This window comes from Pseudomonas sp. Marseille-Q5299 (assembly GCF_943737035.1).
GTDB lineage: Bacteria > Pseudomonadota > Gammaproteobacteria > Pseudomonadales > Pseudomonadaceae > Aquipseudomonas > Aquipseudomonas putida_E.
Map to the genome: position 1 here is coordinate 1 of NZ_CALSFR010000009.1, position 15883 is coordinate 15883.

Consider the following 15883-nt stretch of genomic DNA (forward strand, 5'->3'; position numbering starts at 1 on the left):
CGCTCCGGCCTTGCTCCCGGGAGGACCGCGCTGACGGCCCATCCATGGGCCGCAGCGCTTGACGGGCATCCATGCCCGTCACCTCCCTTCGCAAGACCTGCGCTCGGCCTCCTGAAGTCGCAATCTGTGGTGCCTATACTTGCGCGCTAGAAAAGCAAGAGCAACAGCAAGAGCAACAGCAAGAGCAACAGCAACAGCAAGAGCAAGAGCAGGGTTAATTGGAGAGGGGCGTGGGTGGTGCACGCCAACAGTTGACCACCTGCCACCCCCCGCGTAGCCTTGCCGCTTCGAGGTTCTTCGGCCAGGCCGAAGCTAAGACGGGAACGCGGTACAAGCCGCGGCTGCCCCCGCAACTGTAAGCACCGGTAACGGATCGACACAGCCACTGCGCCCAAGCGCGGGAAGGCGTCATCCCGCCAGCCCCGTGATCGAAAGGGCCGCAACGGTGCAAGCCAGGAGACCTGCCTCGCAACGTTTTCGACTATCAACCGGGCGGGGTGATCCGGTGGCGAACGAGCCCGGCCGACCTGGCCGCGGCTTTCGTCCCGCATGCCCGCGCCATCCTGCCAAGGGCAACGCGACATGAAAACACTGGCCAAACTCCCCGTCACCATCGTCACCGGCTTTCTCGGCTCGGGCAAGACCACTTTGCTCCGGCACATGCTCGACAACGCCCAAGGCCGCCGCATCGCAGTCATCGTCAACGAGTTCGGCGAACTCGGCATCGATGGTGAAATCCTCAAGCAGTGCAGCATCGGCTGCACTGAAGAAGAGGCTAGCGGCCGCGTCTACGAACTGGCCAACGGCTGCCTCTGCTGCACCGTGCAAGAAGAATTCTTCCCGGTCATGCGTGAACTGGTGGCGCGCCGTGGCGACCTCGACCACATCCTCATCGAAACCAGCGGCCTCGCACTGCCAAAACCGCTCGTGCAAGCCTTCCAGTGGCCGGAAATCCGCAACGCCTGCACCGTCGACGCGGTTATCACCGTGGTCGACAGCCCAGCTGTCGCCGCCGGTACCTTCGCCGCCTACCCGGACCAGGTCGACGCCCAACGCAAGCTCGACCCCAACCTGGACCATGAGTCGCCACTGCACGAATTGTTCGCCGATCAACTGGCCAGTGCCGATCTGGTGGTACTGAACAAAGCTGACCTGATCGACGCCGAAGGCCTGGCCAAAGTGCGCGCCGAAGTGGCCGAAGAATTGCCGCCTGCGGTCAAGGTGATCGAGGCCAGCAGCGGCCGCCTGCCGCTGAACGTGCTGCTGGGCGTCGGGGCAGAGTCCGAGGCGCACATTGATGGGCGCCGCACTCACCATGATTCGCATCACGACGGTGAAGGCCACGATGATCACGATCACGATGCCTTCGACTCCATCTCCATCGACCTGCCAGAGGCCGACGAAGCGCTGCTGCTCGATGCCCTGACCCAACTGGTGGTGGAGTTCGGCATCCTCCGCGCCAAGGGCTTCGCGGCCATTCCCGGTAAGCCGATGCGCCTGCTGGTGCAGGGTGTAGGCACCCGTTTCGACAAGCACTTCGACCGCGCCTGGCGTGCCGATGAGCCGCGCATCACCCGCCTGGTGCTGATCGGCCAAGACCTTGATGCCGCGCACCTGCAAGCGCGTCTGCGCCAGGCACTGGGCGCCTGACCCATGCACCTGCTGCGGACCCAGCCCGGCGGCTTCGTGCCGGACGACAGCATCGCCGACCTCGGCCAGACACCCGCCGAGCTGGTGATCCTCTGCAGCGGCGACTCGCATTTGGCGTTGCTCGCCGAAACCGCCGAGCAACTGCCGGACGACTACCCCAGCCTGCGCCTGGCCAACCCCATGCAGGTGCAGAACCATGCCTCCGTCGACCTGTATGTCGACGAGGTGCTGCGCCACGCCAAGGTGATCCTGGTGTCGTTGCACGGTGGCGTCGGCTACTGGCGCTATGGGGTGGAACAACTGGTCGAACTGGCTTCACGCGGCGTGCAATTGATCCTGGTGCCCGGTGACGACCGCCCCGATCCGGAACTGACCGGGCTTGGCACCGTCACTGGAGAGCCAGCCGAGCGCCTTTGGCACTACCTGCGTCAGGGCGGCAAGGCCAACGCCGTCAATCTGTTCAAGTACCTGGCCAGCCAGTGGCTGGGCCGCGATTACAGCTGGGATGCACCGCAACCGTTGCCACGCACCTCGGTGTATCACCCGGGTACTCCCAATGCCACGCTCCAGGACTGGTACGCCCAGTGGCACCCGGAGCACCCGGTAGCGCCGCTACTGTTCTACCGCTCGCACCTGCAGGCAGCCAATACCGCGTTCATCGACGTGTTTTGCCAGCGCCTGCAGGCGGCCGGCCTCAATCCGCTGCCGATCGCCGTTGCCAGCCTCAAGGAAAGCGCCTGCCTGGAACAGGTCGAAAACTGGCTGGACGAAGCGGGCGCCGAGGTCCTGATCAATACCACGGGCTTTGCCATGTCCAGTCCGGAGCGTCCCAGCCTGCGGCCGTTTCGCCGGGACATACCGGTGCTGCAGGCCATCTGTGCGCAAGACAACCAACCCGGTTGGGAAGCCAGCGAGCAAGGCCTGGGCGCTCGCGATCTGGCCATGCACATTGCCTTGCCCGAGCTGGACGGGCGCATCATTACCCGGCCGGTGAGCTTCAAGGACATGGCTTGGCGCAGCGAGCGCAGCCAGTCTGACGTGGTGTGCTATCGCGCCCATCCGGAGCGTATGGATTTTGTCGCCGAGCTGGCCAGGCGCTGGGTGGCGCTGGCGCGCCTGCCCAATGGGCAAAAGCGCATTGCGCTGGTGCTGGCCAACTACCCGACCCGGGACGGGCGCATCGGCAATGGTGTTGGGCTCGATACCCCTGCGGCGGCGCTTAACATTCTCAAGGCGCTGCAGGCTGAAGGCTACCCGCTGGGCGAATTGCCGGACAGCGGCACCCAACTGATTCACCAATTGCTCGGCGGCGTCACCAACGATCTCGATCACCTCGACCAGCGCCCCTGCGCCCAGAGCCTGAGCCTGGCAGATTATCAGGCCGCTTTCGAGCGCCTGCCCGAAGCCAACCGCAAGGCTGTGCTGGAACGCTGGGGGGCGCCCGAGCAGGACCCGATGTACCGCAGCGGCCGCCTGATGGTGGCCGGGCTGCGCTATGGCCTGACCTTCGTCGGCATCCAGCCGGCACGCGGTTACCAGGTCGACCCCAGTGCGGTGTACCACGACCCGGATCTGGTTCCGCCGCATGGCTACCTGGCATTCCATTTCTGGCTGCGCCACGCCTTTGCCGCCGATGCGGTCATCCATGTGGGCAAACATGGCAACCTGGAGTGGCTGCCCGGCAAAGGCGTCGGCCTGTCTGACCAGTGCTGGCCGGATGCGCTACTCGGCCCGCTGCCGAACATCTACCCGTTTATCGTCAACGACCCGGGCGAGGGAGCCCAGGCCAAGCGCCGCACGCAGGCAGTGATCATCGACCACCTGATGCCACCGTTGACCCGAGCCGAAACCTACGGCCCGTTGCGCGAGCTTGAACAGCTGGCTGATGAGTTCTATGAAGCGCAGATGCTCGACCCGCGCCGCGCCCGTGAACTGCAGCGCGACATCCTCGAGCTGGTCAAGGCCAACCACATCGACCGCGAGCTGCAACTGGAAGGGCAACTGGACGACGCCGCCGTGTGGCTGCCACGCCTGGATACCTACCTGTGCGATCTCAAAGAGTCACAGATCCGTGATGGCCTGCACGTATTTGGCCAGTCTCCGCAAGCCCGCCTGCGCATCGACACCTTGCTTGCTTTGCTTCGGGTCGAGCGCGGTGATGGTCGGGGTGGTAACGCCAGCTTGTTGCGCACGCTCGCCAAGGCTTTGTTGCTGGGCTTTGACCCTTTGGACTGTGACCTGGGGCAAAACTGGGCGGGGCCGCGTCCGGAGCTACTGCAGGCCGTCAGCGACGCTCCGTGGCGTACCTTTGGCGACAGCCGGGAACGCCTTGAGTTGCTGGCACTGCAGGTGATCGAGCAAGCTTTGAGCGGTACTCTGCAATTGCCCGACGAGATGCAATGGCAGCCGGTACGTCAGGTGGTGCAGGCATTACAGGAACAGGTAGCTCCAGATCTGGACGCCTGCGGGGCGGCCGAGATCAATGGCCTTCTCGCAGCCTTGGCGGGGCGCTTCGTACCAGCCGGCCCCAGCGGGGCACCCAGCCGCGGTCGCCTGGATGTACTGCCCACGGGCCGCAACTTCTATACGGTGGATGTACGCAACCTGCCCACCACGACTGCCTGGCGCCTGGGTTTCGCCTCAGCGAACCTGATCCTTGAACGCCATTTGCAGGACCACGGCGACCATCTGCGCCAGCTTGGCCTTTCGGTGTGGGGCACTGCAACCATGCGCACCGGCGGTGACGATATTGCCCAGGCCATGGCGCTGATGGGCGTGCGCCCGGTATGGGCTACCGGTAGCCAGCGTGTCGACGATTTCGAGATCCTGCCGTTGAGCCTGCTCGATCGCCCACGGGTGGATGTGACCCTGCGTGTCTCGGGCTTTTTCCGCGATGCCTTCGGCAACCTGATCCGCCTGTTCGATGCCGCGGTACAGGCGGTAGCGGCGCTGGACGAACCGGATGACCTCAACCCCCTGGCGGCGCGGGTGCGTGCCGAGCGAGCGGCGCTGCAGGCTGAAGGGGTGGAGGCCGAACAGGCTGCACGCCAGGCCGGTTGGCGGGTATTCGGCGCCAAGCCCGGCGCCTACGGGGCCGGGGTGCAGAATGCAATCGATGGCCGCCTGTGGCATAGCCGGGACGATCTGGCCGAGGTGTACCTCAACCATGGCGGCTACGCTTACGGTGGCAGTGACGAAGGTACCCCGGCGCGTGTTCAGTTCGCCAGGCGGCTGGGCCAGGTCCAGGCGGTGCTGCAGAACCAGGACAATCATGAGCACGACCTGCTCGATTCCAACGACTATTACCAGTTTCAAGGTGGCATGCTGGCGGCGTCCGAAACCTTGTCCGGTGCGGTGGTGGCCAGTTATCACGGCGACCACAGCCAGGTCGATCGGCCGCGTATCCGCACCCTCAAAGAGGAACTGAACAGGGTTATTCGCGCCCGAGCCCTCAACCCCAAATGGATCGACGGGGCCAAGCGGCACGGCTACAAGGGGGCCTTCGAACTGGCGGCGACGGTCGACAACCTGTTCGCTTTCGATGCCACCACACACCTGATCGATGACCATCATTATCAGTCGCTGGCCGATGCCTATGTGCTCGACCCGGCGACCCGCGACTTCATGCGTGAGCATAACCCCGAGGCTTTGCGAGACCTCACCGAGCGATTGCTGGAGGCCCAGCAGCGCGGGCTCTGGGAAGCGCCTGGTGAATACCGCGAAGCCCTTGAGGAGCAGTTGCTCGACGGCGAGGAACAAGCTTGAAATGAGTGAACCCGTGCAATTTCCCCTGGCGGCCGTGGTCGGTGCAGACGACCTGAAGCTGGCGCTGTGCCTGACCGCAATCGACCCGAAAATCGGCGGCGTGCTGATCGAGGGCCCGCGTGGCATGGCCAAAAGTACCTTGGCTCGCGGCTTGGCCGACCTGCTCGGTGAGGGGCCGTTCGTCACCCTGCCGCTGGGCGCCAGTGAGGAACGGCTGGTCGGCACGCTCGACCTCGATGCGGCACTGGGGCAGGGCAAGGCGCAATTTTCGCCAGGGGTGCTGGCCCAGGCTGATGGCGGCGTGCTGTACGTCGATGAGGTCAACCTGCTACCCGACACCTTGGTCGATCTTTTGCTCGATGTGGCTGCCAGCGGCACCAACCGTATAGAGCGTGACGGCATTTCCCACCGCCACAGTGCCCGTTTCGTTCTGATTGGCACCATGAACCCCGAAGAAGGCGAGTTGCGTCCGCAGTTGCTCGACCGCTTCGGTCTGAATGTGGTGCTCGATGGCTTGCCCGCGCCACAGGCGCGCCAGCAGATCATTCGTCGTCGCTTGGCATTCGACACCGACCCCCTGGCGTTCTGTGAACAGTGGGCCGCTGCTCAGGCACAGTTGCGCGAACGCTGTCATGCGGCGCGTCAGGGGCTGGCAGCGATAGCGCTGGACGATCAGGCCTTGGCCTGGATCACCGAGCGCTGTTTCGCCGCTGGGGTCGACGGCCTGCGTGCAGACCTGGTCTGGCTACGTGCCGCCCGCGCCCATTGTGCCTGGCGCGGTGGCGAGGCGATCGAGGAGCTTGATGTCGATGCGGTCGCGGAATTCGCATTGCGCCATCGACGCCGCGTACCGCCAGAGGTGGCACCACCTTCCAATCCCCCCGAGGCAGGCGGTCGCGATGGGCATAGCCAGGGCGGGCAGGGTGATTGGGGCGCGCTGCCTGCGCAGCCTGTGGCCAGCGGTGCCCGGCGTGAGGTGCCGAACTGGGCAAAAAAGCCCTGAGCATCCGCCCGTCAGGCACTAATGTGGCGGATGCCTTGCCCCGGGTCGGTAAGCTGAGCGGTGCCAGCCGTGGCCGCGTGCGTGCAGCGGGGAAGGGCCGCGTGGCCTGGCTGTCTACTTTGCTGAAAGGGCGACCACGCGTGCGCCAGGACCTTTGCTGGCAACAGCGCCAAGGCAGTGCTGCCCAGCTGTGGCTGGTGATCGTCGATGCTTCGGCCTCCACCCGCCGGCACAAGGCACTGGCACAGAGTAAAGGGCTGCTGGCAGAGTTGTTTGATCAGGCTTACCGCCAGCGTGCGCGACTAGCCTTGCTGACCGCCAGCGGCGGTGCACCGCAGTGGCAGCGTCATGGCCTGAAAGCCTCGGCGTCACTGCAACCCTGGTTGAACGCATTGGGTGCTGGCGGCGGTACGCCGCTGATCGCAGCCCTGGAGCAGGGCAGGCGCTGGCTGCAGGCAAGGCAAAAAGCCCACCCACAGGAGCAGCAGCGCTGCCTGGTATTCACCGATGGACGTCTGCAGCGCTCAAATGATCTGCAGCCGATGCCCTGTGCCACACTATTGGTGGACATGGAAATGGCGCCGGTTCGTCTGGGGCGGGCACAGCAACTTGCCGTGCAATTGCAAGCACGCTATCAGCATATCGAGCAATTCAAGCTAAAAGAGTGATGCACTGCGCGAGGGTGGGGCGACACTTTGTCGCAGTTATGCAAGTTGCCTGAGTGGCACTGGAAAGTTGCGCAAGTGCGTGTAGAACACGCACTTGCACGCAAACTCTGATATTACTTGGGCATCGACCAAGGTTGCAGGGCATAGCCTTTCTGGCACAGTTCGGCACGCACTTCTTCGATCAGGCTGGCCCACTGGGCCGGGTCGGAATAGATGCGCGAAGACACTTGCTTGCTGCCGATACGGGTGCTGGTCCGGTCGATCACTGCCAGGCTCAGCTCACCAGTACCGTTGGGTGCATCCCAGGCGACGCACTGGAAGGGTTCGAAGGCGTGGTCGGCGATCAGCAGTGCTTCGTTGACACGGAGCGGGGCATTCATGGTTCGGTCTCTCTATGGTCCCAAACATCGAAATTCAAGTCCGCGTAACTGCTATCGCTTCAGGTTGTCGCGATCCGCAGCGCGGGGTTATTTGTACTGATGCTCCAAGTTAGGGGTGAAGTCACACAGTGGTTGTAAATTTTTTTACGACGCACACATTTTTTGTTTCCTGCGCCGCCTGTGACGCCGTTTATTACGAAAAATTCCCGAATGCCCGAAAACCGTCAGAAATGGGCGGACAGACGGTAGTGGGCAGCGTCAAGTTCGTTGCTACTGTTAAATGGGCGCCGCAACTTACTGTTTTCTCGTAAAAAACCATAATCTGGCGCCAAGGAACGGTCATGCACGAAACCGCATCCCTTCGTCGCTTGCTCATCGTCGACCCCTGCGACGATTGCCACCGCCTGTTGCCAGGCCTTGAAAACGCCGGTTGGGATGTTCACAGCTGTAGCCTTGACCTGGCGCTGGAGCACCGTTGCGATATTGGCCTGCTGCGCTTGCAGGATTCGCATTTGCGACACCCGGATGCAGTCAAGGACATGATCAAGCGCAGCAACACCGAATGGATCGCGGTGCTCAACGCCGAACAACTGCGAATTCAGAATGTGGGTGACTTCGTTTGCGAGTGGTTCTTCGACTTCCATACCTTGCCGTTCGATGTGTCTCGGGTTCTGGTGACCTTGGGGCGCGCGTTTGGCATGGCCCGCTTGCGGGGCAAGGGCACCGTGCCGATCGATGGCCTCAAGGACGAGCTGCTCGGCGACAGCCGGCCGATTCTCGAATTGCGCAAACTGCTGGGCAAGCTGGCCCCAACCGAATCACCGGTGCTGATACGTGGGGAAAGCGGTACAGGCAAGGAACTGGTCGCTCGCACCCTGCATCGGCAGTCGCAGCGCTGCGAAATGCCGTTTATCGCCATCAATTGCGGTGCGATACCCGAGCACCTGATCCAGTCGGAGCTGTTCGGGCATGAGAAGGGCGCTTTTACTGGCGCCCACCAGCGCAAGGTCGGCCGTATCGAAGCAGCCCATGGCGGCACCTTGTTCCTCGACGAAATTGGCGACCTGCCGTTGGAACTACAGGCTAACCTGCTGCGGTTTTTGCAGGAAAAGCACATCGAGCGGGTAGGTGGAAGCCAGCCGATACCGGTCGATGTGCGGGTGCTGGCGGCGACGCACGTGGACCTGGAGCGTGCCATCGAACAAGGCCGCTTTCGCGAAGACCTGTACTACCGGCTCAATGTCTTGCAGGTAGTGACAGCACCTTTGCGAGACCGGCATGGTGACCTGTCGATGCTGGCCAACCATTTTTCCCATTTCTACAGCCTGGAAACAGGCCGCAGGCCGCGCACATTCAGTGACCACGCTTTGGCTGCAATGGGCCGCCATAATTGGCCGGGCAATGTGCGGGAGCTGGCCAACCGCGTGCGTCGGGGGCTGGTGCTGGCAGAAGGGCGACAGATCGAGGCTCAAGACCTTGGCCTGCATGTACTGGAACAGGAAGATCTGCCGTTGGGTACCCTGGAAGACTACAAGCATCGAGCGGAGCGTCAGGCCTTGTGTGATGTGCTCAACAGGCACAGCAACAACCTGAGCTTTGCCGCAAAGGTGCTCGGAATATCACGGCCTACGTTCTATCGGCTGTTGCACAAGCACCAGATTCGCTGATTTTTTTTGTAGCGGCGCCTACCCTGGGAGCCGCCTCCCACAGAGAGCCGATCAGCTCGACTGAGCGATATGCCCGTCCGAACCCTTTTCGGCCGTCTCCTCTTCGCCTGGCAGCGCCGTGATCACACTGAAATCGCTGACTTCGACTTCCCCTGCGCCATACCCCAGCAGGTGGAACGAAAACGCCTTGCGCTGCGTTGGGTTGTCGAAGCCGAACTCCATCTCCAGCGGCTCGGCGGCAGTCACACGAATTTCGTCAGGCAGCCCCAATGGCACATCCTGCTCCAGTTCCTTGGCCTTGAGTTGAATATAGGCGGCATGCTGTGGATCGAGTGCGCGTACCTTGACCCGTACTCGTGTGCGTGACCCCCCAGGCATCTCCAGGTACTGGGCGCCAATCAGGTTATCGGCCCAGTCATCGCGAATTCGCGCTTGCAACTGGATGGGCGAGGGGCCGCCGAACTGATAGCGCAGGTTGAGCGGCGTCTGCAGCAAGGACTGATCCAGCACGCCGGCCAGGGCGCCGAGTTGAGCACCGAGTCGGCTGTCACCAGCGCCGAGGTACTTGGCCTTTTCGGCAATGAAGCCCTCGCTGGCATAGCGGCGGCAGCGCTGCTGGAAGTCGCATTCGGTGAATACACCCCGGCCATCGTGGTAGCGCAACATGCCGTTGGTGTAGGAAATCATCTCGCGACCCGTATCGTAATCGCGGTAAAGCGAGCGGCCGCCCAAGGCGGCAGGTATTGGCAGGGCGAAATAATCGAGCAAGGACGTTGCCAGATCGATATGGCCATAGGTGCCATGTTTGATATGGGGTAGCTGCGCCTGCTCCGGGGCCAAGGTCAGGTTGAAGCCCCAGGAGGAGGCAAGGCGCACGCCGTCGATACCGTGGGACTCGTCGGAGGTTATTACGACCAGCGTATCTTTAAGCACGCCTTGGCGTTCGAGGTTGTCGAGAAATGCACCGATTGCGTCATCCAGATAAGCCACCGCAGCCTGCTTGGCTGTGTCATGCCGCTCCAGGTATTGAGCGGGCGCCGAGTATGGCTGGTGGGTACCCACGGTCAGCAGGGTAAGCATCCAGGGGCGGTCCTGTTGCCTGAGCTGGCCCACGTAGTCCAGCGCGCCCTCGAAGAACGCGCGGTCATCCTTGCCCCAGGGGAATTGCAGGTAGTTCTCGTTGCTGAACCATTCCAGGCCGTGCACCGAGTCGAAACCGATGTGCGGCATGATGCGGTCCTTGGCCATGAAGCGCAGGCCAGCGCCTTGCAGGTAATGCGTGGTGAAGCCGGCCTGACGCAACTGGGCTGGCAGGCAAGCCTGGTTGCGCTGATGCTGGGTGAGCAGTTCCATGCCCTTTGGGGTACCGTTGGCCAGCTTGTCGTAATCACCGCAAAGCATCGCATACAGGCCACGAATGGTCTGGTGGGTATGCAATACGTAGTCTGGCGTGTTCATCCCACGCTCTGCCCAGCGGCTGAGGTTGGGCATCAGGTTTTCATCAAAACGGCTGTGCAGGGCCTGACGATTGGGCCGCACGTAGGCGCCGGGGATGCCTTCGAGGGTGATCACCAGCAGGTTGCGGGCACGCCCGCTTGGCAACTTCTGGCCGTTCAGGTCTGACTGGGTCAGGCCGGCAGTGGGAAGGGGGGTGATCGGTTGCGTTTGCCCGGCCCAGCTCAGTGCCTTGTGCTGCAGCGTACCGACGCCGACGGAAAGGAGCTGATGGGGAAGGTTGTACTGGCGCCACTGATCGGCGTCGGACGGCGCCAGATGCTGAGCGCCCCAGTGCAAACCAAACAACGTCAACGGTATGGCCAGCGCCTTGGGGCCCAGCGGTGCGTCAGGCGTTGTGCGGCTGCGCCAGGCAGAGCGCGCCCAAACCAGCAAGCCAGCGCCCATGACCCACGGCAGCCAGGCATGGGCAAGCCCGCCGTCGGTGGAGTTTTCCATGAATTGTGTATCGAACAGGTAACTCAGGTCGGCACTGGTAGGCAGCCGGCCCACTGCACTGACCAGCTCTGCCGAAGCGACCCACAATGCAGCCCACGCCAGCAGCACGGGCGTGGCCAGCCACCAGGGCCTGCGGTACAACAGCAGCACCAGCAGGCTGCCCAAGGCAAGGTCCGAAAGATAGCCAAGCGGGTTGGACCAACCCAGCAGGGTGCGCGCAGCCAGGGGTATCACTATTACCAGGGTCGCAAGGGCTACGAGCCGGGTATGCGGATGGCCGTGCGGGTTTTTCACGAAAACTTTCCTTGATTGCCGTTAAAACGTCACAAATGTATGGGCAATCATAGCAGGGTGGGGTCATGAAAGCGGCTGACTTAAGGGTTGGTTACCAAAAGCCGGGCCCGCCGGGAGCCCGGTTACAGTGACGTCAGAAGTAGTAAGGGAACTTCAGGCTGAAGGAAAAGTCAGGGGCATCATCGGTCAGGCCGATGGCAAGGTTCGGGACGATGGTCAGGTTGTTGGAGGCCGCGAAGGTCATGCCGATGTTGAAGTTCGCCGCGTTGTAGTCGCTGTTGGTGATTGACTGCCAGTCACCACCGTCGGGTTTGATCTTGCTCTTGCTCGAGAACTGATCGGTGACCGAGAACGACATGCTCATTTTTTCGTTCAAGGCAAACGCAATACCGCCGCCGATCTGCCAAGAGTCGCCGAGTTTCACGTCACCAGGCACCTTGGTGTTGACCGTGGGGCTGATGTCGCTGAACGAGTCCTCCATGTTGTAGGTGTAGGACAGGCTGGCGAACAGCACGGCCGGGTCGAAGGTCTTGACCAGCGAGATGCCGGGCGTGATCGCCCAGACACCGTTGCCGGTCGGCAGGTCCTCAGGGACAGCCAGGTTGTCATTACCGGCGACCGGGATGAGTTTGATGCCATAGGGGTCGTCGCCGGTGGGCGCCTTGATGCGTAATGTGGCGACTGCGTCGGGCCAGTTCTCCGACTCATCCAGGAACTTGTAGGCCACGCCGACGTTGATATCACCGAGGGCGGGGTCGCGGGTAACGGTACCATCGGAGCTGACACCGGCAGCACCCCCCGCACCGCCGGAAGAGTAGGTCGATTCGCGGTAGACAATGGGAACGTTTATGTCGAACTGCCAGCGCTGATCGACGTTGTAGCGTGCCGTCAGGTCCAGCGTCCAGTTGTCTGCCTTGATGCGGTCGATGTTGATGTTGCCGAGGAAGATCGAATCGAGGGCGAGGAAGCCGTTAAGGGTCAAGGCGCGCGTGTCGTAGTGGGTGTAGGTCAGCCCGGTTTCGACACTGAACTTGCCGCCGCCGAAGAAACCGCTGGCTTCGTCGTACAGGTTGGACACACTTTGCGCAGGTTCCGAGTCGTCCTGCAGCGATTGGCCATAGGAACTGCCGGTGGTCCCGGGAGCGCCCGATGCCACGGTCTGCCCACCCTTGACGCCCTCGGCGGGGGACTTTGTCAGGCGTTTGGGCGCTGGCGCTCGCGGCGCCTCCTCCACCTGGCGCAGGCGTTGTTCCAGTACCATCAGTGCATTCTGTTGGGCTTCATAGCGCTCTTTGAGCGCCATCAGTTCCTGTTTGAGAGTTTCGACCTGTGGGTCGGTTGCCGCCTGTAGCAGAGTGGCCGGGGCCAAGGTTGTCAAACAAACGATAGCTCTGAACGTCAACAAACGGTGCATGGGTTAGCCGTCCCTTCTGACTACATACGATGAGACTGAGCGTAGATCAGTATCCGAGATTACGAAGGCCTTTGAGCTGATCAAGGTTTGGGGCCATCGATCCGGCTGTGGGCGCATCACGCAGCACCACATTGAGCGACGTCAGGTTGCTGACGCGGTTGCTGGTGCCGAGCAGGGTAGTGTTCTGCATAAGGCCACCCTGACCCAGGCGCTGCACGGTGTTGCCCTGGTTGTTGCTGGCGATGATGTTCAGCTGCACGCCGCGGCCACTGGAGGTAACGCTCAGCGAGCCTGCGCCATTGGCACCGACCAGCGTGGTACCTGCGGCCAGGGCCTGGCCTTGGGGTTGTGCCGCTGACGCTTCGTTGGCCTTGGTGACATTGATGTCGACATTGTTATGGGCGGTGTTGTAATCGCCGGCAGCACGCACGACCTGGGTTACGCCTTCGGTACTGTTCAGGCCACCGCCGCCGGTGACGGTACCGGTGCCGGCGCTGCCCGATTGCGGCCTGCCTGTACCTTTTTCATTGATCATCGACACATAGAACTGCGGCTTAATGGTCGACTGCTGGATCTGCATCGCGGAGGTTGCACCAATCACTTCACCGTTGGCGTTCTGCCAGGTACTGGTCATGACGATGCCAAAGCTGACGATGCGCCCAGGCATAACGTACCGCCCGCGCAGGTTGGCCAGTTCCTGATCCTTCAGCTCGATCGGTTTGAACGTTTCTGCCTGTGTCGGAAGGCTGGCGGCCAGGCAAATGGCGGCCAGCCAGATTGAAGTCTTCATGGGATGCTCCCGGAGCGTCTTGCCCATTGTCATTAGAAGAAATCGCTTTGGATGAAGCCGAAGTCCATCAGCTCGGCGTCCTGCACCGGGGTGAAGTTGCTGACACGGTTCTTGGCGCTCAGCGGCAGCGGCGGATCGAGCAGGATATTGTTCTTGTCGTACCCTTGGCCGATGACGGCGAAGATGATGCCGTTCCAGCCTTTGACGAAGTCATCGATCTTGAAGCGCTTGTGCCCTAGTACCGGGTCGCCGACGTATACCCAGCCTTTATCGACTTTTTGCATCACCACGAAGTGCTTGTAGCCGCGGATGTCCAGCAGCACGACTACCGGTATGCGGATACTGTGCAAGGTGTCCGGGGCTACCCGGTAGCCGCGGGCACGCATGCCCAGGCTTTCCACGTAGCGCTTCATGTCGAGCATCGAGAAGCCTTGGGTGCGGACCAGATCCTGGTCAGCGTGTGCCAGCATCCCCTCGATCACGTGTTGTTCGTCGACGTCAAGCCAGTAGGCCTGGCGCAGGATGGTTGCCAGAGATGCGGCGCCGCAACTGAAGTCGGTTTTTTGCTGTACCAGGTCAGCGAACTTGCGCTCGCGGATGCTCTGGATGGGTTTGTAGATCACCGCGCCACCCGGTAGCACGGACAATGGCATCTGGGCTGCTTCGCTGACACCGGCCATGCTCAGCAACACTGCCAAGGCGATCATGCGCATGTTCGACGCCCCCTGCTTTTTCTTGTTAGAAAGAGGCCCCCCGAAGGGGGCCTCCAGGCCGCAGTTGTTACATCGAGGTGTTGGAGATGGCCAGCGAGTTGCTTTGCTGGTTGCCCACACCTGCTGCCACGTTGACGCCCAGGTTGCCGCTGCCACCATTGACCGAACCACTCAGGGTCGCGGTGTTGGTCACAGGGTTGGCCCAGCCGGTCGGGGTCAGCACTTGGAACGACACGGTGTTGCTCAGCGCAAACTCGCTAGACTCGCTGAAGCTCTTCGAGATGCTGTCCGAAGATTCCGACGCTTTTTCGCCAGCTTTCTCGTAGGCCGAAGCGCTCGCTTTTTCCCATGCCGAATCGTGTGCCTTCTCGTAGGCGGTATCGCGAGACTTGTCATAGGACGAGTCACGGGTACGGTCATACGAAGAGTCATACGCCTTGTCGAAGGACGAGTTGTAGGACTTGTCGAACGACGAGTTGCTGGCCGAGTCATGCGACTTGTCCACCGAGGCGTCAAGCGATGCGTTGAGCGATGCATCGAAGTCGGAGCTGCGAGAACGCTCGAAGCGGCCAAACGTTTCGGAGGAAGAGGCGCTGCCCTCAATGCTGGCATCGAGCGAGGCGTTCAGCGAAGCGCTAGACGAAGAGCTGTGGTCCCGGCTGGCCGAACCACTGGCATCCCAACCGCTGGAGCCGCTGGCAGCCATGCTGTTGGTGCCACTGGCGCTGCTGCTGTTGGAGCCGCTGGCGCTCATGCTGCTAGAGCCGCTGGAGCTGCTGCTCTTCGAACCGCTGGCGCTGCTGCTGTTGGAGCCAGCCACGCTGAAGCTCGAGCTGGAGCTCTTGTCGACGCTCGCATCGAACGAGCCGCTACGCGAGGACGACCCGCTCTTGCTGGTGGTGAAGGTCAACGTATCGACGGTATAGGTACGGTCGGCGCGGTTGTTGACTTCCAGGCCAGGGCCATTCTGATCGGCCGAAGCGGTGGCGGTCGAGTTACCGATACCGGCACTGTTGTTGGCAATGGCCATGGTATTTTTCTGCTGGTTCAGGTCGCCGCCAGCCACGTTGATACCAATGTTGCCGCTGCTGCCATCGGCCGAGCCGCTCATGACCGCAGAGCTTTGGGTCGACCAGTTGTTGACGGTGTTATTGTTGCTGCGCTGGACAACATCGGCGGTTGCGGTGGCTGTGCCGAAGACGAAGCTGTTGTCGATGTCGGCATTGTCGGACGACGTGTTGGCGATGGCCGCGGCGTTGTCCTGCTGGTTGCCGTTACCGGCTGCCACGTTGACGCCCACGTTGCCACTTGCGCCAGTACCGGAGCTGCTCATCTCGGCTTCGTTGATGGTGCCTTCGTTGCGGATGCTGTTGTTAGTGCTTCTCTGAATGTCGGTCGCTTCAGCAGTGGCACTGGTGTACACGGCTTTTGCCGGTGGTGTGTAGTTGTGGTTGTGGCCGTTGCCACGCCTGTCGTTCTGATCCGCTTGTGCAGCAACAGCCATGACCGCAGCAATTGCGAAAACCAGAGGCTTGATTGCCATCGAGGGTTTCATGGTGTTTCTCCGTCTTTTTAGGTTAAGTGTT

General features: G+C 62.0%; 11 protein-coding genes and 1 riboswitch. Of the genes, 5 read left to right on the plus strand and 6 right to left on the minus strand.

Annotated features, from left to right (window positions below; translation table 11 throughout):
* Positions 1-273 precede the first annotated feature (273 nt).
* A riboswitch (cobalamin riboswitch) is annotated at positions 274-483 on the plus strand.
* 99 nt (positions 484-582) lie between these two features.
* From cobW to NGJ21_RS22550, 4 genes are all read left to right on the plus strand, one after another.
* Positions 583-1650, plus strand: a complete 1068-nt coding sequence (gene cobW / locus NGJ21_RS22535) for a cobalamin biosynthesis protein CobW (RefSeq protein WP_046786111.1) — start codon at positions 583-585, stop codon at positions 1648-1650.
* Positions 1651-1653: 3 nt separating this feature from the next.
* Positions 1654-5415 (plus strand): cobaltochelatase subunit CobN, encoded by a 3762-nt coding sequence (gene cobN / locus NGJ21_RS22540; protein WP_251962696.1) that lies wholly within the window; start codon positions 1654-1656, stop codon positions 5413-5415.
* Position 5416: 1 nt separating this feature from the next.
* Positions 5417-6418, plus strand: coding sequence for a magnesium chelatase ATPase subunit I (locus tag NGJ21_RS22545; RefSeq protein WP_119687080.1), 1002 nt, complete (start codon positions 5417-5419; stop codon positions 6416-6418).
* A gap of 77 nt (positions 6419-6495) precedes the next feature.
* Positions 6496-7086, plus strand: a complete 591-nt coding sequence (locus NGJ21_RS22550) for a vWA domain-containing protein (RefSeq protein ID WP_115275539.1) — start codon at positions 6496-6498, stop codon at positions 7084-7086.
* A gap of 113 nt (positions 7087-7199) precedes the next feature.
* On the opposite strand, the gene NGJ21_RS22555 is transcribed toward NGJ21_RS22550, so the two are convergent.
* Positions 7200-7466: a hypothetical protein gene (locus NGJ21_RS22555; protein ID WP_012314620.1), complete on the minus strand. Its 267-nt coding sequence runs from the start codon at positions 7464-7466 to the stop codon at positions 7200-7202.
* Positions 7467-7807: 341 nt separating this feature from the next.
* Between NGJ21_RS22555 and NGJ21_RS22560 the strand changes: the two genes are divergently transcribed.
* Positions 7808-9133: a sigma-54 dependent transcriptional regulator gene (locus NGJ21_RS22560; protein WP_119687079.1), complete on the plus strand. Its 1326-nt coding sequence runs from the start codon at positions 7808-7810 to the stop codon at positions 9131-9133.
* A 51-nt stretch (positions 9134-9184) separates the two neighbouring features.
* On the opposite strand, the gene NGJ21_RS22565 is transcribed toward NGJ21_RS22560, so the two are convergent.
* The 5 genes from NGJ21_RS22565 to fapC form a co-directional block, all read right to left on the minus strand.
* A complete protein-coding gene (locus NGJ21_RS22565) occupies positions 9185-11380 on the minus strand; it encodes an LTA synthase family protein (RefSeq protein ID WP_251962697.1) in 2196 nt (731 codons plus the stop codon).
* Between the two features lie 133 nt (positions 11381-11513).
* Complete coding sequence (gene fapF / locus NGJ21_RS22570) at positions 11514-12794, minus strand: fibril amyloid transporter FapF (RefSeq protein WP_115274703.1); 1281 nt, start codon at positions 12792-12794, stop codon at positions 11514-11516.
* 46 nt (positions 12795-12840) lie between these two features.
* Entirely contained in the window at positions 12841-13584 is a 744-nt protein-coding gene (gene fapE / locus NGJ21_RS22575; RefSeq protein WP_196996373.1) for a fibril amyloid subunit FapE, read from the minus strand.
* 32 nt (positions 13585-13616) lie between these two features.
* Positions 13617-14297, minus strand: coding sequence for a fibril amyloid maturation endopeptidase FapD (fapD, locus tag NGJ21_RS22580; RefSeq protein ID WP_115274704.1), 681 nt, complete (start codon positions 14295-14297; stop codon positions 13617-13619).
* A gap of 67 nt (positions 14298-14364) precedes the next feature.
* Complete coding sequence (fapC, locus tag NGJ21_RS22585) at positions 14365-15852, minus strand: amyloid-like fimbrin subunit FapC (RefSeq protein WP_115274705.1); 1488 nt, start codon at positions 15850-15852, stop codon at positions 14365-14367.
* Positions 15853-15883: the final 31 nt, after the last annotated feature.